The sequence below is a fragment of the Bradyrhizobium sp. CFUWI genome (genome assembly GCF_056429085.1).
The window spans coordinates 1-24251 of record NZ_JBWJZE010000004.1 but is presented as its reverse complement, the minus strand read 5'-3'; the positions used below and the strand labels follow the sequence as shown (position 1 = coordinate 24251).

The window sequence follows — 24251 nt, the reverse complement described above, 5'->3', positions numbered from 1 at the left end:
GCCGCGGCGTACTGTATGCCCCGCTTTCGCGGAGCATGACAGCTGTGGCGTGGAAGCGCTGTGTGCAAATGCTAGCACCGGGAACTCACCACGCGTCCCGTAACGATACGCATGCGCAAGAGTTCCTTCACCATACGCGTTGACCGGACGTTTACCGCTTCACATGAGGCCGCATTTACCAATGCGCGACATCGCCCCGTGAAAACCCCTGTGTTCGCTTGAGTGTGCCGTATGCGCCACGCGGATTAACGCCCCGGCAACCTAAATTAGATACTTACGATAAGGATCGAATTGCACGGATGTACTGAGTTCGATCAGACGAGCGTAAGCGTAGCGTGAGCGTGTTGATGTCAGTGTTGCGTAACCATCCGAAGGGCGCGCGGTTCGCGTCCTTCGGCATCGGTCTCTGCATCTTCGCATTGATGCCGAGAGAGACCGGCTATCAGGACATTGCTTCTTTGCTGGCGCGTCAACCCGGCGTCGCCGAGCGTTGGCAGAAGCAGGTGTTCTCCGCGGCGTCCTCGATCCAGCTCGCGACCTACAGTTTTTCGCGCCCCATCGGCACCTCGGTTCCGCAGAGCGCGATGGTGCGCCTCGCGAGCCTCGATGGCCGCGACGTCACCGGCGCGATCGGCCGCAATCCGGCGCTGCAGACCGCGCCGCGCTATCAGGCGTCCGATTTTCCCAAGGTCGATCGCTCCATGAAGGGCGATCGCCTCGCAATTGTTACACCGGGCGAGGCTCCGGAGACGGCCGCGCCCGCTGCGGCACCGGCGCAGGAAGATCCCGCGACGTCGAACAGCTCGGTGTTCGGCGCCAAGACCGCCGCCCTGCCACGGCCGATGTCGCCGGAATCAGCGGCTGCGCTCGACCCCGAGCTTCAGGAAGCGCTGCGCGCGCCGCCGCTGCCGCAATACACCAACGCGCCGCAGGCCAGCGACGCCGCGCGCGCGCTCGCGACCGCGCCGCTCGAGGCGTTCAAGCGGTCTGCACCGGCGCCCGCGCCGTCGCGCGATCCCTTCAGCGTCAAGACCTCGAACCTGTTCTTCGGCAGCTCCTCGCTCGGCGGCAATCTGGAGAGCATCGAGAGCTGGCAACCCGGCGCCGAGCCGCTGATCGTGATGCCCGATCCCGACATGAAGGCGACGGCCGCGCTGACGCCGCCCACAGTGGAGATTGCCAAGGACGTCGAGAGCGGCGAGAGCGTTGCGCCGAAGGGCGAGGTCAATGCCGACAACCAGCGCACGAGATCGCCGGCGGAACGGCTCGCGCTCGACGACAAGTCGCGCGCCAAGTCCGAGAAGTGCCTCGCCGAGGCCGTCTATTTCGAGTCCCGCGGCGAGGCCGTCCGCGGCCAGATGGCCGTCGCGCAAGTCGTGATGAACCGCGTGTTCTCGGGCAAATATCCGGACACCGTGTGCGGCGCGGTCTATCAGAACAAGCATCGTCATCTCGCCTGCCAGTTCACCTTTGCCTGCGACAACAATACCGACGTGATCCGCGAGCCCGAGATGTGGGAGCGCGCCAAGAAGATCGCCAAGGCCATGCTCGACGGTCAGATCTGGCTGCCCGAGGTCGGCAAGTCCACGCACTATCACGCTTATTGGGTGCGCCCGTCCTGGGTCGCCGAGATGAAGAAGATGTACAAGACCGGCGTGCACACCTTCTACCGCCCGCGCGCCTGGGGCGACGGCAGCGAAGAGCCGAGCTGGGGCACGCCGGCCCAGACCGCCGCGCTCTCCGCCGAGCTCGCCCAGCAAGCCAAGAGCTCCGCGGAGTTGGGTGCGAGCGAGCGGAGGTAGCCGTTCAAAAAGAGGTCGTCATGCCCGGGCTTGTCCCGCCTGCGCGGCCGTAGCCGCTTCGGCGCGGCGAAGGCCCGGGCATCCACGTTCTCCGTGCAGTGTGGCAAGGCGTGGATGGCCGGGACAAGCCCGGCCATGACGTTGTGGAGGCGTTAGAGTGCCAATCACGCCTCGATATCCAGCGCGCAGTCGAAATTCGGCGCTGAATGCGTCAGGGCGCCGGCCGACGCGTAATCGACGCCGGTCGCGGCGATGGCGGCGATCGAATCGAGCGTGACCCCGCCGGACGCCTCGAGCTTGAGGCGGCCCTCGTTGAGCCTGACGGCCTCCCGCAGCGTCGCAAGGTCCATGTTGTCCAGCAGCACGGCGTCGGCGAGCCCGGTGTCGAGCACCTCGCGCAATTGCGACAACGTGTCGACCTCGATCTCGACCTTGACGAGATGGCCGGCGTGAGCGCGGGCGCGCTCAAGCACCGGCCGAATGCCGCCGGCGACCGCGATGTGGTTGTCCTTGATCAGGATCGCATCGTCGAGGCCGAAGCGGTGGTTGAAGCCGCCGCCGCAGCGCACCGCGTATTTTTCCAGCGCCCTGAGACCCGGCGTGGTCTTGCGCGTGCAGCAGATGCGCATCTTCGTGCCTTCGGTGCGCGCGACATAATCCGCCGTTAACGTTGCGACGCCCGACAGGCGGCCGACGAAGTTCAGCGCACACCGCTCCGCGGTGAGAATGGCGCGCGCGGGGCCCGAGATCGTCAGCACCTGCTGTCCGCGTGCGACGCGTGCGGCGTCACGGACATGGGCGCGTACCTCGATGTCGGCCGAGAGCTTTTGCAGCGTCGCGAGCGCGAGCGGCAAGCCGGCGATCACGCCGGACTGGCGCGCGACCAGGACCGCCTGGGCCCTGGTCGCTTCCGGGATCGTCGCAAGCGAGGTGATGTCGCCGGCGCGGCCGAGGTCTTCGTCGAGCGCGCGCTGCACGGCCGCGTCGATTGCGAGCGGCGAGAGGAAGGCGTCGGGATAGAGCAGTGAGGTCGGGGTCATCGGGGCTTCCTTCAGGCGATCAGGGGCTGGGCGCTGCGCGGCAATGGCCGCACGCTCAGGCTTTCGGCGACCTCACGCGCCGCAGCGAGCGTGGTCATCGTTCGCTGCGCCAGCGCGGGATCATCCGTCGGGTGGTCGATGCGGAAATGCGCGCCGCGGCTTTCGCGCCGGCTCCACGCCGAGGCTGCGACAAGCAGGGCGGACGTCGCCATGTTGCGCAGCGCAATGCTCGTCGCCTCGCGTTCGAGCGTGGCGAAGTGGCGCACGGCTTCCATAAGACCGTGATCGTCGCGGATCACGCCGACATGAGCGCTCATCATCGCCCGCAGCCGCCGCACGGCCCCGGCATCCGGCGCGCCGCCGCCTGAGGCGATCGGTGCATCGGGAAGGCGGGCAGGCGAGGGGAGCACATGGCCGGCAATGTCGTCCGCGATACGCGCGGCATAGACCACGGCCTCGAGCAGCGAATTCGAGGCCAGCCGGTTGGCGCCGTGCGCGCCGGTCGACGACACCTCGCCGCCGGCCCAGAGCCCGTCGATCGAGCTGCGGCCGCGCACGTCTACCGCGATGCCGCCCATATGGTAGTGCGCGGCGGGCGCGATCGGGATGGCTTGCCTCGCCGGATCGATGCCGGCGGCGATGCAGCTCGCATGCACGGTCGGGAACCTGTCGGCGAAGCGCGCGCCCAGCGCCGCCCGTGCATCGAGGAAGACGCCGCGCCCGGCCGCGATCTCGGCGAACACGCCGCGGGCCACGATGTCGCGTGGCGCGAGCTCCGCGAGCGGATGGCGCGCCGCCATGAAGCGCTCGCCGTTGCCGTTGATCAGCGTTGCGCCTTCGCCGCGCAGGGCTTCGGTGGCGAGCGGCGCCGGATCGGCTCCGGTCATGATGGCGGTCGGGTGGAACTGGACGAATTCGGGGTCGGCGATCACGGCGGCGGCGCGGGCCGCGATGGCAAGGCCCGAGCCGCTGGCCTCGATCGGGTTGGTGGTGACGGCATAGAGATGTCCGATGCCGCCGGTGGCAAGCACCACTGCGCGCGCGGCGAGCAGGAGCGGCCGTGCCGCGGGATTGCCGGCGTCGCGCAATTGAAGCCCGGTGACGGCGCCATCCCCGGTCAAGAGGGCTTCGGCGACTAATCCTTCGATGACGCGGATCGACGGCGTCCGGCGCACCGCTTCGCTCAAGGTTGCGATGATCGCGGCGCCCGCCCCGTCGCCGCGCACATGCACGATGCGCCGGGCCGAGTGCGCAGCTTCCCGCCCGACTGCGAGCTTTCCTTCGAGATCGCGATCGAACGGCACGCCATAGGACAGGAGATCGTGAATGCGAGGTATGGCCTCGCGTGCAATTCCAAGCGCAACTGCTTCATCGACGAGACCGCCACCAACCGCGACGGTGTCGGCAGCATGCGCCTCCGGCGTGTCGCCCTCGGCCACCGCCGCCGCGATGCCGCCTTGCGCCCATGCGGATGAGGCGCCCTGTCCGAGCGGTGCGGCCGAGATCAAGGTCACCGGCCGCGGCGCAAGCTTCAGCGCGCAGAACAATCCGGCAAGACCGCCGCCGACGATGACGACGTCGTCGGTGCGGGTCAGGTTGTGGATGTTGTTGGTCATAATTCTCTCCGTTCACTCCGCCGTCCCGGATCTGCGCTGCGCTTGTCCGGGACGACAGCTGTGTGTGCTGCTGCTCTTCGCACTCAATTCTTCAGATTGATCATCCGCTCGACCGATCGCCTTGCCCTCTCCGCGAGCGCGGGATCGATCGTCACCTCCTCACGGAGCGTCAGCAGGCTGTCCAGGATGTTGGCGAGCGTGATGCGCTTCATATGCGGGCAGAGATTGCAGGGGCGCAGCATCTCGACATCGGGCAGCTCGGCGCGCACATTGTCGGCCATCGAGCATTCCGTGATCATCACCAGCCGCCGCGGCCGCCGCTCACGCACCCAGTTGATCATGTGCGCGGTCGAGCCGGTGAAGTCGGCTTCCGCCAGCACGTCCGGCGGACATTCGGGATGCGCGATGATCTGCACCGAGGGATCGGCCTCGCGGAAAGCACGCAGCTCTTCGCCCTTGAAGCGCTCGTGCACTTCGCAGGCGCCCTTCCAGGCGATGATCCTCACGTCGGTCTTCGAGGCCACGTAAGTTGCGAGATAGCGATCGGGCAGGAAGATCACGCTTCGAGCGCCAAGGCTCTCGACCACCTGCACCGCGTTCGACGAGGTGCAGCAGATGTCGACCTCGGCCTTCACCTCGGCCGAGGTGTTGACGTAAGCGACGACAGGAACGCCGGGGAAGCGCTCGCGGAGCAGCCGCACGTCGGCGCCGGTGATGCTGGCGGCAAGCGAGCAGCCGGCGCGTGCGTCGGGGATCAGCACCATCTTGTCCGGATTGAGCAGTTTCGAGGTCTCCGCCATGAAATGCACGCCGCACTGGACGATGATGCCGGCCTTCACCTTGGTGGCTTCGACGGCGAGCTGGAGCGAGTCGCCGCCGATATCTGCGACGCAGTGGAAGATCTCGGGGGATTGGTAATTGTGCGCGAGGATCACCGCGCCGCGGGCGCGCTTCAGCTCGTTGATCGCCAGGATCGTCGGCGCCATCAGCGGCCACTCGATCGGCGGGATCACATGCTTCACGCGCTCATAGAGCGGCGCGGTGGCGCGTGCGACCTCCGGCGTCCATGCCAGTGAGGGCGTCGGCAGCGCGGCTCCCGTTCGTGCCGGTGCGGCACGGGGGGAGGCGGTGACTTGGCCCTGGGGCCGGTTGGCAAAGTCGTCGGGGCCGTAAATTCCAGCGATCGGCATCGAAGCCTCCCTTGTAGATTTATTATGCTCAGTTTGAGTATATATAAGGCCCGAAAATGCCGGCCGAGTGGCCAGCGCGGACTTGATCGGGTTTAATATACTCAGTCTGAGCAAATCAACATAGCATGCTCTGCCGGGGATCGCCAGATCCGGCCGCACACATTTCCGTCAGGCCGGGCCGATGCCTCGAGGCCACATCGAAATGCAATGCTCCGGCGACAGCTCCTCGTGGAATGCAACCGTTTTTAGCTTGGGATTTTCATGCAAGTGCATTAAATGGCACGCTCGCGGCGGCGGCTTTGCGACTCCGCCAATGACAGACGAGGAGCACCATGTCGACATCAGCGAGCGAACTTGCTCCGGCCCAGCGTTCCTCCAACTGGCGCACCCCGGCCGTCATCATTCTGTGCGGTTGTGCGATCGGCATGCTCGGCTTCGGTCCGCGCTCGGCGCTCGGCTTCTTCGTGCAGCCGATGAGCCACGAATTCTCCTGGGGCCGCGACGTGTTCGGGCTCGCGATCGCGGTGCAGAACCTGCTGTGGGGTTTGGGCCAGCCTTTCGCTGGAGCCGTGGCCGATCGCTTCGGCCTGTTCCGAGTGATGTGCGTTGGCGCGCTGCTCTATGCCGGCGGCCTGATCCTGATGCGTTACTCGTCGACGCCGCTCTCGCTCAACATTGGTGCCGGCGTCATGGTGGGCTTCGGTCTTGCCGGCTGCTCCTTCAACCTGGTGCTGTCGGCATTCAGCAAGCTCCTGCCGGCCGAGAAGCGCGGTCTTGCGCTCGGTGCCGGCACCGCCGCGGGCTCGTTTGGCCAATTCCTGTTCGCCCCGATCGGCGTCGCGCTGATCGACAATTTCGGCTGGCAGCAGGCGCTCTCCGTGTTCGGCTTCCTGATGCTGCTGATCATCCCGCTGTCGCTGGCACTCTCGACGCCGCCGGTGGCACATTCGGCGAACGCCGCGCCCGCGGATGAGCAGAGCTTCACCAGGGCGCTTGCGGAAGCGTTCGGCCACCGCTCCTATGTGCTGCTGGTGCTCGGCTTCTTCACCTGCGGATTTCAGCTTGCCTTCATCACCGTGCATCTGCCGGCCTTCCTGGTCGATCGCGGCATCTCCGCGCAAACCGGCGGCTGGGTGATCGCGGCAATCGGCTTGTTCAACATCATTGGCTCCTTGAGCGTCGGCTATCTCCAGAACTCGGTGCCCAAGCGCTACATCCTCTCGACCATCTACTTCACGCGCGCGCTGGCGACGCTCGCCTTCATCTCGTTCCCGATCACGCCGTTCTCGGCGATCGCGTTCGGTGCGATCTCCGGCCTGACCTGGCTCTCGACGGTGCCGCCGACCTCGGCGCTGGTGGCGCTGATGTTCGGCACGCGCTGGCTTGCCACGCTCTATGGCTTCGCCTTCGTCAGCCATCAGGTCGGCGGTTTCCTCGGTGTCTGGCTAGGGGGCATCGTGTTCGAGAAATTCGGTTCCTATACGCCGATCTGGTGGCTCTCGATCCTGTTCGGTGTGCTCTCCGCGCTGATCAATCTTCCGATCGTGGAGAAACCGGTGGCTCGGGCGGTTGCGCAGCCGGCCTGATCGGCTAAACATCCACGACAAACAAGTCAGGGAGTTCAGTCGTGGCCACATTCAAGGCGATCCGGATCGACAAGGCGGACAAGGGCACCACCGCCGCGCTCACGCAGTTCGACGAAGCCGAGCTGATGGACGGCGACGTCACCGTCCGCGTGGAATGGTCGACGCTGAACTACAAGGACGGCCTTGCGCTCACCGGCAAGGCGCCGGTGGTGCGCCGCTTCCCGATGATCGCCGGCATCGACTTCGCCGGCACGGTCGAAGCCTCCTCGCATCCGCAGTGGAAGACGGGCGACAAGGTGGTCTGCACCGGATGGGGCATGGGCGAGACCCATCTCGGCGCCTATGCCGAGAAGGCGCGGGTGAAGGGCGACTGGCTGGTCGCGTTGCCGCAAGGGCTCTCGGCGCGCGATGCCATGGCGATCGGCACCGCCGGCTTCACGGCGATGCTCTCGGTGCTGGCGCTGGAGAAGCACGGCCTGTCGCCGAAGAGCGGCCCGGTGGTGGTGACCGGTGCCGCCGGCGGCGTCGGCTCGGTCGCGATCGCCGTGCTCTCGAAGCTCGGCTATCACGTCATCGCCTCGACCGGCCGGGCCTCGGAGGCCGACTATCTGAAGCACCTGGGAGCTGCCGAAATCATCGACCGCAACGACCTGTCGGCGCCGGCCAAACCTCTCGCCAAGGAGCGCTGGGCCGGTGGCGTCGACAGCGTCGGCTCGACCACCCTCGCCAATCTGCTCTCGATGACGCGATATGGCGGAGCGATCGCGGCTTGCGGCCTGGCGGCGGGCATGGACCTGCCGTCCTCCGTGGCCCCGTTTATTTTGCGCGGAGTGTGCCTTCTCGGCATCGATTCCGTGATGTGTCCGATCGAGCCCAGAAGGGCCGCCTGGCAGCGCCTCGCATCCGATCTGGATCGGGCAAAACTTGCTGAAATTACTAAGGAAATTTCGCTGGCCGAGGTTTCGGATTGGGGCGCGAAGATCCTGGCCGGTGAGGTGCGCGGCCGCATCGTGGTAAAAATTGTCTAACGGCGTTCAGACTTTACCAACCAAGCTGCTTCAATGTCGCCATGGTTGGTATGGTAAGCAGCGGGTAAAGAGATAAGGCATCGCCCGCTGCGGGGGTCGGTTCGGAGTTGAGCATGCTTGCGCGTATTGTGTTGGGGGCTGTCACGGCGGCAGCAACGTTTGCGCCGGCCATTGCCGGAAGCATGAACGCCGACGAGGCCCGTCGCTTCGTCGCCGGCAAAGTGTTTGCCTTCACCTGTTTCGACGGCACCCGCGGTGCAGGCCGCATCCTCGACGATCTCGGCGCAGCCGGTGCGGTGCAGTTCTCGGGCGCAGGCCCGGTCAAGCATCTCCGCCTGCCCGGCAATACGCTCCAGATCCGCGGCCAGAACGTCTGCGCCTCGATCAAGGGGATTCCGTTCGAGCCCTGTTTCAACCTGGAAAAGACCGACGATCGCAGCTTCCGCGGCTCCGTGTCGGGCATGGGCTTCGCCTATTGCGACTTCCATCATCAGGGTGGCAACCAGATGCTGATGGCGCGCGCTGCGGCGCGGCCGCGCTCGCTGCGCAGGCCGGAGCACACCGGGTCGGTCAGCCCGGCCAACACCGAGGTCGCCGCGCGCGTGGAGACGCCGCGCGTCGAGAGCAGCCGGCTCGAGCCGGTGAAGGCCGAAGTCAGGTCCGAGCCCGCCAAGAACGAGGCTCCGCTGGAGCTGCGCCGCTCGACCCAGTGAGACGGCCCTGCGGGGCGGCCCGCAACACTTTGTCGATAGAGACCTCCATCGAACACGAAGCCGCCGCGCCGTAGTCATACGGACGGCGGCTTTCATGCGTTGGTAGTTGTTCGCGCTTCAGTTTGCGTACGGCCGGGGGGCGCGGCCCGATAAAAGGGTTCAACGATGTCGCTGTACTTCTTCCGCATCAGTACCGGTCGCTATTCCGGCGCCGCCGACCAGCCGTACGAGTTCGAGGATCGCGCGGCCGCCTGGAACGAGATGACGGAGGTCTGCGCCAACTTGCTCGGCGGCATCGCGCGCAGCCTGAAGCCGAACGCCGAGTGGTGCATGGAGCTGCTCGACGAGAACAAGAAGCCGGTCTTTCGCATCAGCCTCGTCGGCGAGAGCGCCGGATGCAAGGCTTCCTGAACCCGACCTCCAGCTGCAATTTACAACCAAGGCGAGAGAAATTCTCTTCGAGTTCAATCGTTTGTGGTAAAAATCAGTATTTCTGCGAGGGACCTCGTTAACCAAATCGGAATGTGAGGCGCTCAATTTTTGGGCAAGGGCGCGATCAACGCCAAGGGAAGCCGACAACGACTCGGCTGCGCGCATTTCCTTCGGGGGAAGAGACCCATGTTGAGCCTTGCTCAGAATTTGAGGATCGGGACCAAGCTGGCGATTGCTTCAGCGCTCGGGGTGTTCCTGGTTGCAGCCATGATCGCAAGCCAGATGCTCGGCAATGCCAGCGTCCGCGAGACCAGCCAGAGCGCACTTGCGCAGCGGGAAATCGCCCGCGACGCAATCAGGGCCGAAGTTGCGGTTCGCGGCATGCAACTCGCCGTGCGGGACCTTCGTCTCGCCAACAACGCGGCAGATCTTCAGAAGGCCATCCAGGCTCTGGGCAATCAGCAGACCTCGATGGGCTTGCTGGTCGATGCCATGCTGAGACTTTCTCACGAGGCCGAGAACCGCGCCCGGATGGAGAAACTGAGATCATTGGCCGCGGACTACGGAAAGGCTGCGCAGCAGATCGCCGCTGTCCGTGGCGAAGCCTTGGACGCGAGCGGTGCAGACGCCGCGCCGCGCGCCGCGAAGCTCAATGAAGATGCCATTCGCATGGCGCGCGAGCTCACGCTGCCGATCGCAGCCCAACTGGACGGGCTGATCAGCCAGATCGCCGATTACGCGAACCTTAGGTCCGAAGAGAAGAATGCCGCGGCCGCTGACCAAATGAGATCGAGCGAGCAGCTTGCGATGCTGGTCGGCGCATTCGCCATGCTCGTCCTCGTCGGCTCCTGGCTGATGTCGTTCCTGACCATCGCCCGGCCCATCCGGTCGCTCACCGTGGCCATGGACAAGCTCGCCGGCGGCGATTTCTCCGTGGTGCTGCCCGGGCTCGGCCGCAAGGACGAGGTCGGCGGCGTCGCTGCGGCCGTCGAGAAATTCAAGATCGTGTCAGAACAGAAGGCGCGCGAAGAGGCCGAGGCCAAGATCAGGCAGGACCAGATCGCGGCTGCGCAGCGCAAGGCCGAGATGCACAAGCTCGCGGACAGCTTCGAGGCCGCGATCGGTGAGATCGTCGATACCGTGTCCTCGGCCTCGACCGAACTGGAAGCCTCGGCGTCGACGCTCACATCAACCGCGTCGCGCGGACAGGAGCTCACCACCATGGTTGCTTCCGCCTCCGAGGAAGCGTCCACCAATGTGCAGTCGGTGGCCTCGGCGACCGAAGAGCTGTCGTCGTCGATCACCGAGATCAGCCGCCAGGTGCAGGAATCCGCCCGCGTCGCGGGCGAGGCGGTGAGCCAGGCCCGCACCACGACCGACCGCGTCGGGGAGCTCTCCGCCGCTGCGGCGCGGATCGGCGACGTGGTCGAGCTGATCAACACCATCGCCGGTCAGACCAATCTCCTGGCGCTCAACGCAACCATCGAGGCCGCGCGCGCCGGCGAGGCGGGCCGCGGCTTTGCCGTCGTCGCCTCCGAGGTCAAGGCGCTGGCTGAACAGACCGCGAAGGCGACCGGCGAGATCGGCCAGCAGATCGCGAGCATCCAGACTGCCACCGAGCATTCCGTCGGTGCGATCAAGGACATCAGTCACACCATCGAGAAGCTGTCGGAGATCTCCTCGACGATCGCGGCTGCCGTCGAGGAGCAGGGCGCGGCGACGCAGGAGATTTCCCGCAACGTGCAGCAGGCGGCGGCAGGCACGCACCAGGTGTCGTCCAACATCATGGACGTGCAGCGCGGCGCGAGCGAGACCGGTTCGGCCTCCTCGCAGGTGCTGTCCGCCGCCCAGATGCTGTCCGGCGACAGCAACCGCCTCAAGCTCGAGGTCGGCAAGTTTCTCGACACCGTGCGTGCCGCCTGACGGCGATATTCCCTCGGCAGGTCGCGCGCGTCCTTCAGGCGGTGCGGGCGGCCTGAGTCGCCAGCCATCCTTGTTCGAGATACCCAAGGCGGTGCCGCGGTAATGGCGCCGCGCGATCGCTGCCGTCCTGCAACAGATGGTTGCCGAACATATGATGGCGGCGCTGCCGAATTCCGTAATTCAACGTAGCTTCCTGTTAACGCCTGTTTGCAATTATGGGTCCAATCTTACGGGATGAGAACCAGCCAGCATTGTTGAACTGACCTCCGCTCGGTCGTCCATCGGGACGCTTGTGGCGAGGGTGACGTGCGCGTTGCCAGCATCGTTAGGATTCGTGTGATGTCGAAACTGTCGATCGTCTTCAAGCTCTTGACCGTGTTGTCGGTCCTCGTTCTTTCGCTCGCCGGTGTCGGCGTGATGGCGATCGGCACCATGCAGAACATCAACGCCCACACGGTCGAGATCGCGCAGAGCTGGCTGCCGAGCGTGCGTGCGCTCGGCTCCATGCGCGCCGACATCAACGAGCTGCGCGTCGTCCTGCGGCTTCACCTGATGCAGGAGAGCATCGAAGGCAAGGACGCCGCCGAGAAACGCATGGCGCCGCTGCGCGAGCGCATCGAGAAGACGCGCAAGGTCTACGAGCCGCTGATCACGGTCGCGGAAGAGCGCGCACTCTACGAGCAATGGAGCAAGGCGTGGGCCGAGTATCTGAACGGCGTACAGGAGACGATGGCACTGTCGCGCAAGAGCGTCGGCCGTTTCCCGACCGATGCCAACGAGATGTTGCAGACCAAGGTCGCGAAGATGGCCCAGGCCGCCGATCCGCTGCTGCAGAAGGGCATCGAGCTCAATAATCGGGGCGCCGAGCTGGAGACGAAGCAGGCGGCCGACAGCTACGCGTTGATCTTCCGCGTGCTGGTCGGCATCATCGTCCTCTCCGTCGTGATCGCGATCGGCGCCGCCTATTATCTCGTGCGTGACGTCTCTCGCGGCATTGCCTCGATCATCAAGCCGATGCAGTCGCTCGGCGAGGGAGACCTCTCCGCCGAGGTGCCGCATCGCGGCGAGAAGACCGAGATCGGCTCGATGGCGGATGCGCTGCAGATATTCAAGGAGGCGCTGATCGCCAAGAAGGCCGCCGACGAGGCGGCCGCGCGCGACGCCGAGGCCAAGATCGAACGCGGCCGCCGCGTCGATGCCATCACGCGCAATTTCGAGGCCATGATCGGCGAGGTCGTCGAGACGGTGTCGTCGGCCTCGACCGAGCTCGAGGCCTCCGCGGCTACGCTGAGCGGTACGGCGCAGCGCGGCCAGCAGCTCGCAACCGTCGTTGCGGCTGCGTCCGAGGAAGCCTCCACCAACGTCCAGGCCGTGGCGTCCGCCTCGGAGGAGCTGTCGTCGTCCATCACCGAGATCAGCCGCCGCGTGCAGGATTCGGCGCGGATGGCCGCGGAAGCCGTCGAGCAGGCGGCGCGGACCAACGACCGCGTCAACGCGCTGTCGCAGGCGGCCTCCCGCATCGGCGACGTCGTCGAGCTGATCAACACCATCGCGGGCCAGACCAACCTCCTGGCGCTGAATGCGACCATCGAGGCGGCGCGCGCCGGCGAAGCCGGCCGCGGATTTGCCGTCGTCGCATCCGAGGTCAAGGCGCTGGCCGAGCAGACCGCGAAGGCGACCGGCGAGATCGGGGCGCAGGTCGCGGGGATTCAGGCCGCGACGCAGGAATCCGTCGGCGCCATCCAGGAGATCGGCGGTACCATCGAGCGGTTGTCCGAGGTGGCCTCGGCCATCGCCGCCGCTGTCGAGGAGCAGGGCGCCGCGACGCAGGAGATTTCGCGCAACGTCCAGCAGGCCGCCCTCGGCACCCAGGAGGTCTCGTCCAACATCACCGACGTCCAGCGCGGTGCGATCGACACCGGCTCGGCCTCGGGTGAAGTGCTTTCGGCAGCGAAGTCGCTGGCGACCGACAGCACCCGCCTGAAGGTCGAGGTCGCGCAGTTCCTGCAATCGGTCCGCGCGGCCTGATTTTTACACGTTCGGCTGCGGAGCCGGCGGCGGAACGACCTGCCGCCGGAACAGGATGCGCTGGTACAGCCAGCCGATCGCCACCAGCACGACGCCGAGGCACATGAAGGACAGCGCGCGGTAGACGCCTGTCAGCGTCCATACGTCGACGGCGAAGGCCTTGAGGATGGTCAGCGCGATGACGGCGGCAGAGGCCAGCCGCGCACGCTCCGAATTGACCAGGACTCCCACGCCGAGCAGGACCACGCCGAACGCCAGCCAGCCGATCGAATAGGTGTATTGCTCGGCGCTCGTGGTGCCGCCGTAGAGCAGCACCGGGCCGTGATAGAAGCGGCGGATCTCCAGCGTCACATAGCTCAGCGCGAACACCAGCGCGCCGCCAGCGATCGTGTTGGCGTAGGCGACGGAGCGATGGCCCGCCACCGCATAGGACAGCAGCAGCATCAGCACCGCCGGCAGCGCGTAGCCGAGCAGCAGTAGGTTGAAGACGAGGCCGCCGACATTGACGCTGGAGAGCAGCATCGGGTTCTCCAGGATCAAGAGACCGAACACGCTGATGAACCCGGCAATCGCCGTGAGCACGACCGCCCCGACATTGTGCACGATGCTGTGGCTCCTCAGTCGCAAACGCTCCAGCCCGATCGCCATTGCGAGCGTGACGCAGACCTGCAGCGCGAATTCGAGCAGTGACGGCGGCGAGGTCATCCGGCCATTGGTCGCAAAGTGCCGGATCTCCATGAAGGCAAGCAGCGCGGTGAACAGGATCGCGGCCGCCTCGACCATGCGCAGCGGCGGATCGTCGGCGCGGCGGCGCAGGAAGACGCTCGCGCCCCAGAACGAGGCCGCCGGCAGGCCGTAGCCCCAGAGCAGCCAATTGAAGATCGGCGTGGTGCCGACGGCGTCGCCGACGATGCGTGGGTCGTAGGCGATGCGCGCGGTGACGAGCCCGGCGAAAATGGCGGCGAGCCAGCGCAGGAACGGGATCGGCCGCTGCAGCGAGATCCAGGCGGTGCCGAGCGACATCAGCGCCAGCGCGATCGTCAGCCAGCCCTTCTCCAGCGCGAAGGTCAGCGCCAGCGCCAGCGCGCCGAGCGTGCCGGTTGCGAACAAGGCGGTGGCGATCATGCTGCCCGGCCGGGTCTCGCGGCGCGTGAGCGCCTCGGTCGCCGCGCCGAAGGCCGCGGCGAGCAGCACCGCGAGGATCGCAAACGGGATCGAGCGGTCGAGATGGGCGATACGCGCGTAGAGCGCAACGAGGATCGCGATCGGTGTTGCGACCGCAGCAGCCGACCACACCACTGGGATGATCGCCGAATTCGAGCGGCCCTGCGCGAGGAAGCCGGCAATGCCGAAGCCGGCGGCGAAAATCGCGGCCGTCACCAGATGCAGCGTCACCGAGCTGTCGGTTGCGCTGGGCCCGACGCCGGACATCGCACCGCCCGGCAGCACCAGCATGTCAGGATTGGCGCGCACCGCCCATTCGGCGAACACGATGAAGACCGCCGCTGCGGCCGCGCCGAGCGCGCCGGTCGCCGCCGGCGCGCGCCAGGCGACGAGCAGCGTGCCGCCGACCAGCAGCGCAAAGGCGATCAGCGCCAGGTCGGCATGCGCGCTCGACAGCACGATCAGCATCGCGCCGAACAGATAGGCACCGAGCGAGCCCGACGAGATCGGCTCGATCTCGCCGTCCTCGATGGCAGGTCCGAACATGAAGCCGCAGACGACGAGCAGCGCGGCCAGCACGAAGCCCGCGATGACATGGAAGGCGTGCGGCGCGACCTGGACCTGCTCGGCGTCGAGGCCGGGGAAGAGCCAGAGCACGGCGAAGGCGATCGTGGTGACCGCAAGCCAGCGCCACAGCCGGATGCGGGCGAGGCCGAAGCTCGCGGCGGTGACGACGGCGAGATAGACGTAGAGCGCCCAATAGTCCGGCTTGCCGCTGGAGACGAGCACCGGCGTCACGAAGGCGCCGACCAAGCCGAGGCCGGCGAGCGCCGGGCCGTGCAGCAGCGCGGCAGCGAGCGTGCACATCGCCACGATGCCGAGCAGCACGAAGGCGGTGGCGGGCACGAGGAAGCCGTAGAGCGCGTAGGCGGCATAGATGGTGGCGAACGCCACCGCCGTACCGGCCGCGGTGAGGATCGCGGGGATGTTGGCGATCGGCAGCGCCGCGATGTTGGAGATGCTCTCCTTGCGCCGGGTCCATTCGCCGGCGCCCAGCAGCGCGGCTGCGAACAGGCCGCCCAGGAACACGCGCACGCCGGGGCCGAGCAGGCCGGCCTCGATCGAATAGCGCACCATGAAGAAGCCGCCGAGCGCGAGCGCAAGGCCGCCGATCCACACCACCCAGCGCGTGCCGAGCTGCTCCTCGAAGCCGGGTTCTCGAATATCAGGCGCGGCCGCAGGCAGGGGAGGCGGTGCATCGGCGGAGACGCTCGCTGCGAGCGGCGGAGGGGACGCCTGTTCGGTGACGGGCGGAGGCGGCGCCGGCTCGGACTCAGGCGCAAGCGGCGGCGGCTCGGCGGCCATCGTCGCGGAGGCGGGCGCCTGCTCCTGCACCGGCATGAGCGGCGGCGGCTGGACCGGCCGTTGCGCGTAGAATCTCTCTTCGAGCCCGTTCAGTCGCCGGCGCAGCTCGGCCGCCTGGCTGGAGGCCTTGATTGCGATCAGGAAGGCGACGATCGCGATGATCAGCGCAAAGACGTCAAACGGGCCGTCGAACATGAAGCCTCCAGGCGACCGGCGGGCAGGGGCCGATCGCGCAAATCCCAGGATCTAGCGCCGGGAGCGTACGCGCAAGCCCGGTGCGGGCCGCTCCTGGAGCACGTCGCGGCGGAAGCGGTAGAGCGCCGCCGGCCGTCCGCCCGTCTGTGTCGACATCACCCCGGTCGGTTCGACCAGGGCTTCCATTTCGACCAGGCGGCGGAAATTCTGCTTGTGCAGATGCCGGCCGGAGATCGCCTCCACCGTATGCTGCAGTTCGGTAAGTGTGAATTCGGGCGGCAAAAGTTCAAACACGACAGGACGATACTTCAGTTTTGCACGCAGCCGCGCGATCGCCGTGGCGAGAATCCGGCGGTGGTCGAACCGCATCGAGGTCCCGAGCGGAGGCAGCGTCTTGCGCGCTAATGCCGCAGGGCGGCCGTCGCGCCGCGCCTCCTCGACCAGCCCGGCCTCGTACATCAGCTCGTAGCGGTCGAGCACGCGCTCTTCGTCCCAGGCCGCCCCGTCGAGGCCGAAGCAGAACCGCACGCGATCCTTGCGCGGCAGCGCGCGAATCGTCTCCGGCGTCTCCTCCGCGGCCCACTCGGTCAGCGCGGGGATGATGTCGCGGGCGATGATCGCCGGCGGCTCCTCGCGCCAGTCTTCCCAGGGGAAGAAGCGATACCATGGCGCGAAGCTCGCCGCGTTGGCTGCGAGCTCGCCATCCACCGCACGCGTCAGCGCGAGATAGCCGATCGACACCATATGCGCCCCGGTGTCGCCGGCCTCGGCATGACGGCCGCGATCGCCGAAGGTGTAGAGCTGCTCGACATAGCCGAGCCGCAAGCCCGCCTGTTCCTCGACCCAGGCGCGCAGGCCGATCTCGAAGGTGCGGTGCGCGAGTGCGTCGAACGGGCCGAACGGCAGGCCGGCCAGCCCGTCACTGCCGAGCGCGGTGAGGATCAGCGGCTCATGGCCCTCGATCGCGACGATCGCCGCGGTCAGGCCGATCTCGATCGGCGTCAGGAGCGCCTCGCTCATGCGACGATGATCGCAGATGTTGCCACAAACCCGTCATGCCCGGGCTCGTCCCGGGCATCCACGTTCTTGGTGCAGCGACAAAGGTCGTGGATGGCCGGGACGAGCCCGGCTATGACGATGCGGAGACATCCGGGCACGAGCGCACCTGCGATGTAGCGCCCAGCTGTCATTCGAGCTCGATCACGAAGGGGCGGCCCTCGACCATCATCGCGCCCGGGCCGATCTCGTCGAGCGCGCGCAGCATGCGGCCGTTGCGGCCGAGGGCTCGGTCGGCAAGGCCGACGATGCGCCGGTTCGGCGAGGCGATCGGCGAGGCCGCGCGGATCTTCCTGGCGATCTCGAGTTCGTCGCGGTTTGGATTGAGCGCACAGACCGCCGCAAACGCGCTCGCGGTGGAGCGGCTGATGCCGGCATAGCAATGCACCACCAGCGGTGCGCTGCGGTCCCAGCCGCGCACGAAACTCAGCACCTGATCGATATGCGCCTCGGACGGTGCGACGAATCCGTCCAGCTCCTCGGTGATGTCGTCCATCGACACCTTGAGATGATTGGCCGGCAGCACGGAGACCGGCCGCGCCACCTGCTCGACATTGGCCATCACGGTCAGCACATGGCTGGCCCCGGTGAGACGGACGGTTTCGGGAAGCGCGGCGAGGGAGCAGACGTGGATCATGGCGGACCTTTTTGCCGCGACTATAACAAGCGCTCGTAGGGTGGGCAAAGGCGCAAAGCGCCGTGCCCACCGTCTCGCAATTGCGCGCATCCCGCCTGGTCTCGTGGGCACGCTTCGCTTTGCCCACCCTACCAAGGGATGAAGCTACGCAAACACCGCGCCGAACCGCTCCAGAAACTGCTTCTCGGCCCGCGCCGCGGTCCAGGGCGTCAGGTAGTCGCGCCGGACGCTGTCGGTGAGGCCGGGATCCTTGCCGAACAGCCGCCTTGCCTCGCTTTCGCTGAAGCCGGCAAGCTCGGTCGCTTCCAGATAGGCCGCGCCGCGATCGGCGGCCTTGATGGCCTGCGTGGTCTCTTCCGGCAGTACCGGTGGCAGCCCGAAGCGGATATGGATGGCGCCGAGCAGGCGTTTTTCCACGGCCTTATAGTGGCCGTCGAGCACCGCCTTGAACGGCGAGATCATGTCGCCGATCACATATTCCGGCGCATCGTGCAGCAGGGCTGCGAGCCGCATGCGCTGATCGACGCGCGGCATCTCGTGCCGCAGCACGGCCTCCACCAGCAGCGTATGCTGCGCGACCGAGAAGATATGCGCGCCGGTGGTCTGCCCGTTCCAGCGCGCGACGCGCGCCAGCCCGTGCGCGATGTCGGCGATCTCGATGTCGAGCGGGGAGGGATCGAGCAGATCGAGCCGCCGGCCCGACAGCATGCGCTGCCAGGCGCGGGACGGCGCTTCGCTCGCGGTCTTCTTCGCGGTCATTTGGCCCTGAGGCGCGGCTTGCGCTGCGTCTTGCCGCAGGTCGCGTGGCAATGGCAGTCGACGAGATGGTCGTTGACCATGCCTGTCGCCTGCATGAAGGCATAGACGATGGTCGGGCCGACGAACTTGAAGCCGCGCGAGGACAGCTCCTTCGAGATTTGCACCGACAGCGGCGTCGAGGCGGGCACGCTTCCCGTGGTCTTGAAATGGTTGACCTTGGGTTTGCCGTCCATGAAGTCCCACAGCAGCTTCGAGAAGCCCGGACCCTTCTCCATGATGTCGAGATACGACTTGGCGCTGAGGATCGCGCCGTCGATCTTGGCCTTGTTGCGAACGATACCGGCATCGTTCATCAGCGCATGCACCTTCTTGGGCGTGTAGCGCGCGATCTTCTCCGGCTGGAAATCGTCGAAGGCTTTGCGGAAATTGTCGCGCTTGCGCAGGATCGTGATCCAGGACAGGCCGGCCTGAAAACCGTCGAGCATCAGCTTCTCGTACAGCGCGCGGTCGTCATATTCCGGCACGCCCCATTCGGTGTCGTGATAGGCGACATAGAGCGGATCATCGCCCGGCCAGGGGCAACGTGTCAGGCCGTCGGGATGCAGGCGGGGAGCGCGGCTCATGCGATGGAGGGCTTGGTTGGAATGCGCACGACGTCGGGGTCGGCAAGTTTCAAGGCGAGCCCGCCCGCGGTGAGGGGCTGGCCGGCATCGAGCGCGTCTGCGACACGGTCGATGCGCACCAGGGCAATGCCCTTGCCGCCGGACGTCGAGCCGATGGTGCCGACCGGCTTGTCGCCGGCGAGGATGGTCGCGCCGGCTTCGGGCGAGGCGCCGTCGAGCAGCACCTTCACGCTGCGGGTGCGCGCGGTGCCGCGGTGCTGCATGCGCGAGACGACCTCCTGGCCGACATAGCAGCCCTTGTCGAAATCGACGCCGGCGAGACGATCCATGTTGGTCTCGTGCGGGAAGGCGTCGCCGTACATGAAATCGAGCCCGCCGCGCGGCACGCCGAGCGCGATGCGGTGCGCCTCGTATTCGGCGGCATCGACCAGTTCGGCCCCGATCAGGTCGGACAGCTTCTGCTTGAGATCCTCGGGGACCAGGATGCGATAGCCGAGCGCATCGTTGCGCGGATCAGTGAAGGCAAGATCCGGCTGCGCCGCGGGCTGGCCGTCCCAGGCCGCGAGCACGCCGAGATCGAGAGTTTCCACCGTGACCTTGGCGCGCAGCTTGTAGAATTTCAGCTTGGTGGCGAGGTTATCTGCCAGCGCTTTCGGGCAGTCGATCAGGAACCCGCCGCCATGGCCCGCGGGCACCTCGGTGATCAGGAAATCGACGATGATCTTGCCCTGCGGCGTCAGCAACGCGCCGAATCGCCCCAGGCCCGGCTTCAGCCTGTCGACGTCGGTCGTGACCAGGCCGTTGAGGAAGTTGCGCGCATCCTCGCCCGCGACCTTGACCACGCCCCGGTCGGGAAGAAACGCTGATTTCATGCGAAAATCTCTTGCGACATGTTGCTCCGGAACGTAAGCCCGCGAGGCATAAACGACAAGACCTCGAGCCCTGCGCTTGGGGACGAGAGAGGCCTTCAGCCATGACCCAGCGCTTCGATGTGATCCTCAAGAATGGCACCGTCGTCAACCAGGACGGCGAGGGTGTTCGCGACATCGGCATCACCGGTGGCCGTATTGCCGAGCTGGGTCCTTTGTCGCAAGGCAGTGCCGCCGAGGTGATCGACTGCAAGGGCCTGCACATCCTGCCCGGCGTGATGGACACGCAGGTGCATTTCCGCGAGCCCGGCCTGACGCACAAGGAAGACCTCGAGACCGGTTCGCGCAGCGCCGTGATGGGCGGCGTTACCGCCGTGTTCGAGATGCCGAACACCGCGCCGCTGACGGTGACAGAGACCGAATTCACCGACAAGGTGAAGCGCGCTTATCACCGCATGCATTGCGATTTCGCCTTCTTCATCGGCGGCACCCGCGAGAACGTGCAGGACCTGCCGGTGCTGGAGCGCGCGCCCGGCTGCGCCGGCGTCAAGGTGTTCATCGGCTCCTCGACCGGCGCGCTGCTGGTGGAGGACGACGAAAGCCTGCGCCGCATCTTCCAGGTGATCCGCCGCCGCGCCGCCTTCCATGCCGAGGACGAGTACCGCCTCAACGACCGCAAATCGCTGCGCATCGAGGGCGATGCCCGCTCGCATCCGGTGTGGCGTGACGAAACCGCGGCGCTGATGGCGACGCAGCGCCTGGTCAAGCTCGCGCACGAGACCGGCAGGCGCATTCATGTGCTGCACATCTCCACCAAGGAAGAGATCGAGTTCCTGCGCGACCACAAGGACGTCGCGTCCTGCGAGGCGACGCCGCACCATCTGACGCTGGCCGCTCCCGAATGCTACGAGCGCCTCGGCACGCTGGCGCAGATGAACCCGCCGGTGCGCGGCGCCGATCACCGCGCCGGCATCTGGCGCGGCATCGAGCAGGGCATCATCGACGTGCTCGGCTCCGACCATGCCCCGCATACGCTGGAGGAGAAGCAGAAGACCTATCCGGCCTCGCCCTCCGGCATGACCGGCGTGCAGACGCTGGTGCCGCTGATGCTCGACCACGTCAACGCGGGCCGGCTCTCGCTGGCGCGCTTCGTCGACCTCACCAGCGCCGGTCCCGCGCGCCTCTACAACATGGCCTGCAAGGGCCGCATCGCCGCCGGCTACGACGCCGACTTCACCATCGTCGACCTCAAGCGCAGCGAGACCATCACCAATCAATGGGTCGCGTCCAAGGCCGGCTGGACGCCTTATGACGGACTGCGCGTCACCGGCTGGCCCGTCGGCACCTTCATCCGCGGCCGCCGCGTGATGTGGCAGGGCGAGCTGGTGACGCCCGCGCAGGGCGAAGCGGTGCGGTTTCTGGAGACGCTGAAGCCGTAGGTTGATGTGGGGGATGCAGACTGCTTCCCCACCCGTCATTGCGAGCGCAGCGAAGCAATCCAGAATCCATCCGCGGCGGCAGCCTGGATTGCTTCGCTGCGCTCGCAATGACAAGGGGATGGGTCTAGATTTCCTCTCGAACGGAAGTGCAGTCCGATGTCCCAACCATCACCCCTCATCACCACCGAGCAGCTCGCCGCCATCCTCGGCGATCCCAATCTCCGCCTCTACGACTGCACGACCTACAACGAACCTGTGCCCGCCGGCAGCGACGTGCCTTACCGCGCGGTGCCCGGCGACGAGACCTTCGCGGCCGGGCACATTCCGGGTGCCGATTTCCTCGACCTGCAGGGCGAGTTCTCCGACACCTCGTCGCAACACTTCTTCATGATGCCTGGTGTGGCCCAGCTGGAGGCCGCCTTCGGCCGCCACGGCCTCGATGCGGACAAGACCGTCGTGCTCTACAGCATCGGCACCATGATGTGGGCGACGCGGTTCTGGTGGATGCTGCGCTCGCTCGGCGTCGATGCGCTGGTGCTCGACGGCGGCTTCGACAAATGGAAGGAAGAGGGACGGCCGATCGAGACGGGCGCACCGAAAGGCTATCCCGCGACGACCTTCAAGGCCGCGCCGCGTGCCGGCTTCTTCGTCGACAAGGAAGTGGTGAAGGCGCGGATCGGCGATCCCGCGACGGTGATCGTCAACGCGCTCGGGCCGCAGTTTCATCGCGGCCTCGAGCCGAGCCGCTACGGCCGGCCGGGCCGTGTTCCCGGCAGCGTCAACGTATCCGCTGCGACGCTCGTCAATGCCGACAAGACCTTGACGACGCCTGCCGATGCCGAAGCCAAATTCACTGCTGCGGGCGTCACGCCCGACAAGAACGTGATTGTCTATTGCGGCGGCGGCATCTCGGCGACGATCGATCTGTTTCTGCTGACGCAGCTCGGCTACGACAGACTGACGCTCTACGACGCCTCGATGGGCGAATGGGCGCGGGACCCGGCGCTGCCGATCGAGACGGATTAACTCTCCCGAGACGAGAAAACTCGGGAGCGGCGATTTCGAAGGAGGGAGCGCCTTCCCGACTCCGGCAGGAACATCTCCCGGCCCTTGCGAGACTAATGCTTGTCGGGGGGAAACGGCTTCCGTGCGACAATGCCTGCAGACTTCGCGAAGCTGTTCGCCAAGTCATTCATCCGTTGACTGGCCCCGCCCGCGTGGCGGGGTCATTTTCGGCAGGACCTACTGCCTGCAGATGTCGACCGAGAACTCGCCGTTGCGGATGCGGCCCGGAAAGCCCTCGACGAACTTGGCGACCGCGTCCTCGCCATAGGTGCCGACCAGCTCGGCAAAGGCTGCAAACAAGCTCGCCTGTGCCAGGCAGTCGCCGTCGACGCCGTCATGGCGCGCCTCGGCCCAGGCCTCGTTGAGATAGCTCAGTGCGGCCTGCTTCTGCTCGTGATCGGGCAGCGGTGCGCGGGCGGGGGCGTAGGAAATCGGCTGGCTCATGAAACTCGATCAGGGCTGGGGCGCGATCCACGGCGATGCGCTGTGCGAGAGGTTTAGCACGGTCGTTAACGACCGCTAGGCCACATCTTTAAGAACGGTTAACGGCTGTGAACAAAGTCGATGACAGCGTTCCCGCCGCGCCGCCGCGCCGATCCTGTCTCGTCATTCCGGGGCGCGCGCAGCGCGAGCCCGGAATCCATCGCGCCACAGAGATGATGGATGAATGGATTCCGGGCTCGCGACTTCGTCGCGCCCCGGAATGACGGAGAGAGAGAATCAGTTCGCGTAGCGCGCCGTCAGATCCCGCGAGATCTTCGAGCCTTCCTCGATATAGCGGCGGATCGCCACCGTCGCGGCCGGCGTGCAGCTACGATAGGTCTGCTGAAAGCCGTTATAGCCGCGGTTGAAGCCGGCGATCATGCGGGTGCGGCGCTCCCCGGAGGGGGTTTCGGCATCGATCAGCGCCTGCATCTCGTTGCGCCATTTGTTGCCCTCGTTGGACCCGCAGATGCCGCGCAGATAGTGCAGGCCGCCGAGGATCTCGGCGAGCCGCTGCAAATCGGCGTCGAACGGCGCCGCCACGTCCTGAGCCCGCGTGGGGCCGCAGGCGCAGGCGAGAATCAGGACAAAAATGGCCAGAAATCGCGTGGACATCGGCGGGGTGTATGCCCCCTCCCATCTGGAGAAGCAAGGTACGGTAGCTGCTGCATCGGCAGTGCGCTCCCTCCCCCGCCTGCGGGGGAGGGTTGGGGAGAGGGTTGTCTCCACAACGGGACAATTCCCCTAGACGAGGAAGCCCTCACCCGCGCCTCCGGCGCGACCTCTCCCGCAAGCGGGAGAGGTTGCAGCGAGCTCGCCGCTAGGTCAGGCCCCGATCAGCCGCGCGGCGGACTGGATCACCTCGTCCAGCCCCCCGGTCAGCTTGAGGCCGCCCAGGCTCGCCAGGGCGTCCGGGGCGATCCAGCGGTGATCGTCGAGCTCGTCGTTCAGGACAGGCTCCCTGGCCACCCAGCGGGCCGCAAAGGACATGATGAGGTAATGGCCGGCGCCGGGCGCGGCGGGCAGCACCTCGCGCCAGCCGGCAAGGCCGACGATCTCGATTCGGAGCCCAGTTTCCTCGTCGACCTCGCGGCTCAGGGCCTGGTGCAGCGATTCGCCGAACTCGACCCGGCCTCCTGGCAGCGAATAGAACCCTTTCGCCGGCGAGCGGGCGCGGCGGGTCAGCAGCACCTTGCCGTCGCGGAAAATCGCGGCACTGACGGCGAGCTGGGGGTGGG

Annotated in this window: 22 protein-coding genes; 9 read left to right on the top strand and 13 right to left on the bottom strand. The window is 66.6% G+C overall.

From position 1 onward, the window contains the following. Positions 1 to 347: 347 nt before the first annotated feature. Positions 348 to 1802 (top strand): cell wall hydrolase, encoded by a 1455-nt coding sequence (locus tag AC066S_RS10590; RefSeq protein WP_478269614.1) that lies wholly within the window; start codon positions 348 to 350, stop codon positions 1800 to 1802. A 164-nt stretch (positions 1803 to 1966) separates the two neighbouring features. Here AC066S_RS10590 and nadC read toward each other — a convergent pair whose 3' ends face one another. The 3 genes from nadC to nadA form a co-directional block, all read right to left on the bottom strand. Continuing rightward, complete coding sequence (nadC, locus tag AC066S_RS10585) at positions 1967 to 2842, bottom strand: carboxylating nicotinate-nucleotide diphosphorylase (protein WP_478269613.1); 876 nt, start codon at positions 2840 to 2842, stop codon at positions 1967 to 1969. Between the two features lie 11 nt (positions 2843 to 2853). Then, positions 2854 to 4458, bottom strand: a complete 1605-nt coding sequence (locus AC066S_RS10580; RefSeq protein ID WP_478269612.1) for an L-aspartate oxidase — start codon at positions 4456 to 4458, stop codon at positions 2854 to 2856. 83 nt (positions 4459 to 4541) lie between these two features. Next, positions 4542 to 5648 carry a quinolinate synthase NadA gene (nadA, locus tag AC066S_RS10575; protein ID WP_126260415.1) on the bottom strand — a complete coding sequence of 369 codons (1107 nt, stop codon included), beginning with the start codon at positions 5646 to 5648 and terminating at the stop codon, positions 4542 to 4544. Positions 5649 to 5980: 332 nt separating this feature from the next. On the opposite strand from nadA, the gene AC066S_RS10570 reads away from it, so the two are divergent. The 5 genes from AC066S_RS10570 to AC066S_RS10550 all read left to right on the top strand — a co-directional run bounded on the left by AC066S_RS10570 (position 5981) and on the right by AC066S_RS10550 (position 11330). After that, the gene (locus AC066S_RS10570) at positions 5981 to 7234 is read left to right on the top strand and encodes an MFS transporter (RefSeq protein WP_126260414.1); all 1254 of its coding nucleotides are present in this window, start codon (positions 5981 to 5983) and stop codon (positions 7232 to 7234) included. A 41-nt stretch (positions 7235 to 7275) separates the two neighbouring features. After that, positions 7276 to 8262: an acrylyl-CoA reductase (NADPH) gene (acuI, locus tag AC066S_RS10565; protein ID WP_126260413.1), complete on the top strand. Its 987-nt coding sequence runs from the start codon at positions 7276 to 7278 to the stop codon at positions 8260 to 8262. 113 nt (positions 8263 to 8375) lie between these two features. Then, positions 8376 to 8975, top strand: a complete 600-nt coding sequence (locus AC066S_RS10560; protein ID WP_126260412.1) for a hypothetical protein — start codon at positions 8376 to 8378, stop codon at positions 8973 to 8975. A gap of 165 nt (positions 8976 to 9140) precedes the next feature. Continuing rightward, positions 9141 to 9386 carry a DUF6894 family protein gene (locus AC066S_RS10555; protein WP_126260411.1) on the top strand — a complete coding sequence of 82 codons (246 nt, stop codon included), beginning with the start codon at positions 9141 to 9143 and terminating at the stop codon, positions 9384 to 9386. 207 nt (positions 9387 to 9593) lie between these two features. Then, positions 9594 to 11330: a methyl-accepting chemotaxis protein gene (locus AC066S_RS10550; protein ID WP_478269611.1), complete on the top strand. Its 1737-nt coding sequence runs from the start codon at positions 9594 to 9596 to the stop codon at positions 11328 to 11330. Between the two features lie 34 nt (positions 11331 to 11364). Here the strand turns inward: AC066S_RS10550 and AC066S_RS10545 are convergent, their stop codons facing one another. Beyond that, positions 11365 to 11514 (bottom strand): hypothetical protein, encoded by a 150-nt coding sequence (locus tag AC066S_RS10545; protein ID WP_478269610.1) that lies wholly within the window; start codon positions 11512 to 11514, stop codon positions 11365 to 11367. A 155-nt stretch (positions 11515 to 11669) separates the two neighbouring features. Here AC066S_RS10545 and AC066S_RS10540 point away from each other — a divergent pair, with 155 nt between their 5' ends. Next, positions 11670 to 13358: a methyl-accepting chemotaxis protein gene (locus AC066S_RS10540; protein WP_164718930.1), complete on the top strand. Its 1689-nt coding sequence runs from the start codon at positions 11670 to 11672 to the stop codon at positions 13356 to 13358. Positions 13359 to 13361: 3 nt separating this feature from the next. Here AC066S_RS10540 and AC066S_RS10535 read toward each other — a convergent pair whose 3' ends face one another. The 6 genes from AC066S_RS10535 to ygfZ all read right to left on the bottom strand — a co-directional run bounded on the left by AC066S_RS10535 (position 13362) and on the right by ygfZ (position 20029). Then, the gene (locus AC066S_RS10535) at positions 13362 to 16082 is read right to left on the bottom strand and encodes a DUF2339 domain-containing protein (RefSeq protein ID WP_478269609.1); all 2721 of its coding nucleotides are present in this window, start codon (positions 16080 to 16082) and stop codon (positions 13362 to 13364) included. A gap of 51 nt (positions 16083 to 16133) precedes the next feature. Continuing rightward, positions 16134 to 17102: an NUDIX hydrolase gene (locus AC066S_RS10530; RefSeq protein WP_478269608.1), complete on the bottom strand. Its 969-nt coding sequence runs from the start codon at positions 17100 to 17102 to the stop codon at positions 16134 to 16136. A gap of 166 nt (positions 17103 to 17268) precedes the next feature. Then, positions 17269 to 17775, bottom strand: a complete 507-nt coding sequence (locus tag AC066S_RS10525) for a tyrosine phosphatase family protein (protein WP_478269607.1) — start codon at positions 17773 to 17775, stop codon at positions 17269 to 17271. Positions 17776 to 17919: 144 nt separating this feature from the next. Continuing rightward, a complete protein-coding gene (locus AC066S_RS10520; RefSeq protein ID WP_126260405.1) occupies positions 17920 to 18534 on the bottom strand; it encodes a YfbR-like 5'-deoxynucleotidase in 615 nt (204 codons plus the stop codon). Then, entirely contained in the window at positions 18531 to 19157 is a 627-nt protein-coding gene (locus tag AC066S_RS10515; protein WP_126260404.1) for a DNA-3-methyladenine glycosylase I, read from the bottom strand. The genes AC066S_RS10520 and AC066S_RS10515 overlap by 4 nt, the downstream gene beginning before the upstream one ends. Continuing rightward, positions 19154 to 20029 carry a CAF17-like 4Fe-4S cluster assembly/insertion protein YgfZ gene (gene ygfZ, locus AC066S_RS10510; protein ID WP_478269606.1) on the bottom strand — a complete coding sequence of 292 codons (876 nt, stop codon included), beginning with the start codon at positions 20027 to 20029 and terminating at the stop codon, positions 19154 to 19156. Before ygfZ ends, AC066S_RS10515 begins: the two co-directional genes overlap by 4 nt. A 101-nt stretch (positions 20030 to 20130) precedes the next feature. Between ygfZ and AC066S_RS10505 the strand changes: the two genes are divergently transcribed. Next, positions 20131 to 21465 (top strand): dihydroorotase, encoded by a 1335-nt coding sequence (locus tag AC066S_RS10505; RefSeq protein WP_478269605.1) that lies wholly within the window; start codon positions 20131 to 20133, stop codon positions 21463 to 21465. A 156-nt stretch (positions 21466 to 21621) separates the two neighbouring features. Continuing rightward, positions 21622 to 22491 (top strand): sulfurtransferase, encoded by an 870-nt coding sequence (locus tag AC066S_RS10500; protein WP_478269604.1) that lies wholly within the window; start codon positions 21622 to 21624, stop codon positions 22489 to 22491. Between the two features lie 216 nt (positions 22492 to 22707). Here the strand turns inward: AC066S_RS10500 and AC066S_RS10495 are convergent, their stop codons facing one another. The 3 genes from AC066S_RS10495 to AC066S_RS10485 all read right to left on the bottom strand — a co-directional run. Beyond that, positions 22708 to 22974 carry a hypothetical protein gene (locus AC066S_RS10495; protein ID WP_028134933.1) on the bottom strand — a complete coding sequence of 89 codons (267 nt, stop codon included), beginning with the start codon at positions 22972 to 22974 and terminating at the stop codon, positions 22708 to 22710. 276 nt (positions 22975 to 23250) lie between these two features. Next, on the bottom strand, positions 23251 to 23628 hold the full coding sequence (locus tag AC066S_RS10490) for a TIGR02301 family protein (RefSeq protein WP_135167049.1): 378 nt from the start codon (positions 23626 to 23628) through the stop codon (positions 23251 to 23253). A 210-nt stretch (positions 23629 to 23838) separates the two neighbouring features. After that, on the bottom strand, positions 23839 to 24251 hold a 413-nt coding region (locus AC066S_RS10485; RefSeq protein WP_478269603.1), incomplete at its 5' end, for an NUDIX hydrolase.

Coding starts and splice junctions, on each gene's coding strand:
- AC066S_RS10590 (WP_478269614.1), top strand. CDS start 348: ATGTCAGTGTTGCGTAACCATCCGAAGGGCGCGCGGTTCGCGTCCTTC.
- nadC (WP_478269613.1), bottom strand. CDS start 2,842: ATGACCCCGACCTCACTGCTCTATCCCGACGCCTTCCTCTCGCCGCTC.
- AC066S_RS10580 (WP_478269612.1), bottom strand. CDS start 4,458: ATGACCAACAACATCCACAACCTGACCCGCACCGACGACGTCGTCATC.
- nadA (WP_126260415.1), bottom strand. CDS start 5,648: ATGCCGATCGCTGGAATTTACGGCCCCGACGACTTTGCCAACCGGCCC.
- AC066S_RS10570 (WP_126260414.1), top strand. CDS start 5,981: ATGTCGACATCAGCGAGCGAACTTGCTCCGGCCCAGCGTTCCTCCAAC.
- AC066S_RS10560 (WP_126260412.1), top strand. CDS start 8,376: ATGCTTGCGCGTATTGTGTTGGGGGCTGTCACGGCGGCAGCAACGTTT.
- AC066S_RS10555 (WP_126260411.1), top strand. CDS start 9,141: ATGTCGCTGTACTTCTTCCGCATCAGTACCGGTCGCTATTCCGGCGCC.
- AC066S_RS10550 (WP_478269611.1), top strand. CDS start 9,594: ATGTTGAGCCTTGCTCAGAATTTGAGGATCGGGACCAAGCTGGCGATT.
- AC066S_RS10540 (WP_164718930.1), top strand. CDS start 11,670: ATGTCGAAACTGTCGATCGTCTTCAAGCTCTTGACCGTGTTGTCGGTC.
- AC066S_RS10535 (WP_478269609.1), bottom strand. CDS start 16,082: ATGTTCGACGGCCCGTTTGACGTCTTTGCGCTGATCATCGCGATCGTC.
- AC066S_RS10530 (WP_478269608.1), bottom strand. CDS start 17,102: ATGAGCGAGGCGCTCCTGACGCCGATCGAGATCGGCCTGACCGCGGCG.
- AC066S_RS10525 (WP_478269607.1), bottom strand. CDS start 17,775: ATGATCCACGTCTGCTCCCTCGCCGCGCTTCCCGAAACCGTCCGTCTC.
- AC066S_RS10520 (WP_126260405.1), bottom strand. CDS start 18,534: ATGACCGCGAAGAAGACCGCGAGCGAAGCGCCGTCCCGCGCCTGGCAG.
- AC066S_RS10515 (WP_126260404.1), bottom strand. CDS start 19,157: ATGAGCCGCGCTCCCCGCCTGCATCCCGACGGCCTGACACGTTGCCCC.
- ygfZ (WP_478269606.1), bottom strand. CDS start 20,029: ATGAAATCAGCGTTTCTTCCCGACCGGGGCGTGGTCAAGGTCGCGGGC.
- AC066S_RS10505 (WP_478269605.1), top strand. CDS start 20,131: ATGACCCAGCGCTTCGATGTGATCCTCAAGAATGGCACCGTCGTCAAC.
- AC066S_RS10500 (WP_478269604.1), top strand. CDS start 21,622: ATGTCCCAACCATCACCCCTCATCACCACCGAGCAGCTCGCCGCCATC.
- AC066S_RS10495 (WP_028134933.1), bottom strand. CDS start 22,974: ATGAGCCAGCCGATTTCCTACGCCCCCGCCCGCGCACCGCTGCCCGAT.
- AC066S_RS10490 (WP_135167049.1), bottom strand. CDS start 23,628: ATGTCCACGCGATTTCTGGCCATTTTTGTCCTGATTCTCGCCTGCGCC.